Raw genomic sequence first — 2,553 nt, forward strand, 5'->3', positions numbered from 1 at the left:
CCCCATATATAGAAACAAAATGTTGCAGAAATTTAACCGCTTGTGTTATAGATTAATCACGTTTTTTGGTCAGTAGCCACCAAACGATACTTAAACAGATTAAGCTTGGGATTAATGCACCGATAGCAACCGGTATCCATGAAAAGACGAGTGTCATATTACCAAACACGATGTTGGATACATAGAACACAAAGCCTGCAATGATACCGATAAATAATTTGGTTCCCATTGCGCTACTGCGAAGCGGTCCAAAGACAAACGAGATCGCAAGCAACATCATCACCGCCATTGAAATCGGCTGATACACTTTACGCCAAAACGCAATTTGGAAACGTTTGGAATTTTGTCCGGTTTCTTTCAAGAAGCCGACATAATCGGATAAACCTGAAATAGAAAGTGATTCCGGTTTGAGCGATACGATACCTAATTTGCTTGGTGTGATTGTCGTTTGCCAATCTTTGTTGACTTCTTTCGCTTGTTGAATACTGTTATCGGCAATCGAAGATGTTTGTACATTCTGAAGCGTCCAATTTTTACCGTTGAAAATAGCATTCTGAGCTTGAGTGACTGATTTTAAAGATTTATCTTCAAAATGATAAATCGATAGATTATTTAATTTACGTTCATTTTCGATATGGCGAATATAAATAAAATCATTTCCGTCTTTTGCCCAAAAGCCGCCTTTCGTTGATAGCATTGAACTGCCGCTTTGTGCGATGGAACGCATATTACGGGCATATTGTTCGGTTTGCGGGATTCCCCATTCGCTGACTAACATCGTAAAAACGATGAGTGGAATCGCTGTTTTCATTACCGCCAAGCCGATTCTAAAACGAGAAAATCCGGAAGATTGCATAACCACCAATTCACTGCGGCTGGCAAGGTTTCCCAAACCTAATAAGCCGCCGATTAAGGCAACTACCGGGATAAATTCTTTAATGTCGCTTGGCAGCATTAAAAGTGAATAGTAAGTGGCGGTTAAAGCATCATAAGAGCCTTTACCGACATCTTTAAACTCCTCGGCTAATTTGATGATAAACACCAAACCGCTCGACATAAGCAGCACGGCAAAAATCATCGTAATAATGGTTTTGCCGATATAGCGTTCGAGAATATTCATACCAAATAAATTCATTTACGCCACCGCCTTATTACGACTGAAAGAATAACGAATCGCAGACATCCATTTTGTATCCCAGAAGTTCATCACCATCGCCAGTATAAAAAATGCAATCGACACTAACGGCATTAATAATGTTGCATCTAATTTACCGGAAGCACCGGAAGATTTAAGCGAGCTTTGTAGCAAGAAATAGATCAGATACAGCAATACTGCCGGAATCACTTTAGCGAAACGACCTTGACGAGGGTTTACGCTACTCATTGGTACGGCTAATAATGCCATGAGTGGTACGGCAAAAATTAGTGCAAAGCGCCATTGCAATTCTGCTTTAGCTTCGTTTGATGAATCGGTCATTAATTTGTTGAAATCCGCTCGTTGTACTAATTTTTCATTGGAATCCACATCTTGGTAGCCGAGATAAGCTTGGTAATTGTCAAAATGGGAAATTCTAAAATCTGCGGTATTTTCTGTACCTTCATAGCGAGTACTGTTTTCAAGGGTGAGAATTTGATCTCCATTTGGTAAACCTTGTAATTGACCTGATTCCGCAACTACTACGGAAGGGCGATTTTTCTTCTGCTGATCCGGTTGAAATACATAAATATCGTTTAATTTATTTTGTTCGTTATTAATATTTTCAATAAATAAAACGTAACCACCTGCGGTCATAAATTGACCGGCGGACAATGCTGAAAAACGAGGATTGGATTTTGCCTCTGCTAACATTTCACTTTGCTTATTGATAGCCCAAGGCGTGAGCCAAAACACGTTATATACTGCAAGAGCCGTAGTAAAAATAGATAAGAAAAACGCTACTTGGGTTAATAAACTTTGCCCGATACCACACGCTCGCATCACGGTAATTTCACTTTCAGTATAAAAGCGCCCTAAAGTCAGCAGTAACGCAACAAATAGTGAAAGCGGCAACATAAATTGAGCTAAAGCGGGCATCCCTAATCCTAATAAACTCAGTACTAAGTCGGTTGGTACTTTCCCGCTGACAGCAGAATTCAGCACGGTAATCAGCTGCTGACTAAAAAACATTAATAACAAAATGAATAAGATCGCTAATTGGCTTTTGAAGATCTCTTTCGTTAAATATCGACTTAAAATCACGATAACACTCTCATTGAGATAATTTCACCGTTAATACGGTTTAACTAGATAAGGTAAAACGATATGTTTCCGCTCATTGTCATTAGCACAAAAAAGTACACAGACGAATGTTTGCCGAACAGGGGATATATTTGCAAAAAATGAGTGAAAATAGACCGCTTATAAAAGTTACTAATCATACCTTTTTTGCATTAAAAAATCACGAAAGGATTTTCTCTGCCGGTAAATTAATAAGCCCCGAAGTCTGATCTGCCCCCAAAAAGTTAGACTGTTTAATTTAAGGACTGCGTTCTGTATTGTACAGGGCTGAGTCC

General features: G+C 39.1%; 2 protein-coding genes. Both read right to left on the bottom strand.

Features of this window, described 5'->3' with window-relative positions; all coding sequences use genetic code 11:
• Window positions 1-52: 52 nt before the first annotated feature.
• Window positions 53-1,135: an LPS export ABC transporter permease LptG gene (gene lptG, locus HMPREF0027_RS07445; RefSeq protein WP_005623712.1), complete on the bottom strand. Its 1,083-nt coding sequence runs from the start codon at window positions 1,133-1,135 to the stop codon at window positions 53-55.
• Complete coding sequence (gene lptF, locus HMPREF0027_RS07450; protein WP_005623714.1) at window positions 1,136-2,239, bottom strand: LPS export ABC transporter permease LptF; 1,104 nt, start codon at window positions 2,237-2,239, stop codon at window positions 1,136-1,138.
• Window positions 2,240-2,553 lie beyond the last annotated feature (314 nt).

The organism is Actinobacillus ureae ATCC 25976 (assembly GCF_000188255.1).
In the GTDB taxonomy this organism is placed as follows: Bacteria; Pseudomonadota; Gammaproteobacteria; order Enterobacterales; family Pasteurellaceae; genus Actinobacillus; species Actinobacillus ureae.

Excerpts from the sequence above, each read along its gene's own strand:
- lptG (WP_005623712.1), bottom strand. The coding sequence starts at position 1,135 with ATGAATTTATTTGGTATGAATATTCTCGAACGCTATATCGGCAAAACC.